This window comes from Bacillus altitudinis 41KF2b (assembly GCF_000691145.1).
Classification (GTDB): domain Bacteria; phylum Bacillota; class Bacilli; order Bacillales; family Bacillaceae; genus Bacillus; species Bacillus altitudinis.
Genome location: NZ_ASJC01000037.1, coordinates 1 through 578, shown reverse-complemented (window position 1 = coordinate 578; position 578 = coordinate 1). Strand labels below are relative to the sequence as shown.

General features: G+C 50.3%; 1 protein-coding gene. It reads left to right on the top strand.

The features are described from left to right. Positions 1-578 (top strand): AMP-binding protein (locus BA79_RS18700; RefSeq protein ID WP_155923910.1); only part of this gene is annotated, 578 nt, incomplete at both ends.

Genomic DNA, 578 nt, shown 5'->3' with positions numbered 1-578 from the left:
TTCCAGGTGACGAAACAAGACCGAACCGCCAAATATGCCGGCTTTGGCTTTGATGCCTCCATTTGGGAGATGTTCCCGACGTGGATCGCCGGCGCAGAGCTCCATATCATCGATGAAGCGATTCGCCTCGATATGATCAAGCTCAATTCGTATTTTAATCACGAAGGCATCACCATTGCATTCCTGCCAACACAGCTATGTGAGCAGTTTATGTCGATGGACAATCATTCTCTCCGTTACTTACTGACAGGCGGGGACAAGCTGAAACAGGTGAAGCCCGTTCCATACAAACTCGTCAATAACTACGGCCCAACAGAAAATACGGTCGTGGCGACAAGCGGGATCATTGATCCAGATCAAGGCACGCTTCCTATCGGAACAGCGATTGCCAATACTCGTTTTTACATTATGGGTTCGTTATATGACCTCTCGCCGCAAGGCGTACCGGGTGAGCTCGTGATTGCGGGGAAAGGACTGGCAAGAGGCTACTGGAATCTCCCAGAGGAAACGGACAAACGGTTTGTCCCAGATCCGTTTTATCCAGGAGAGCGCATGTACCGTACAGGTGACTTGGTGAA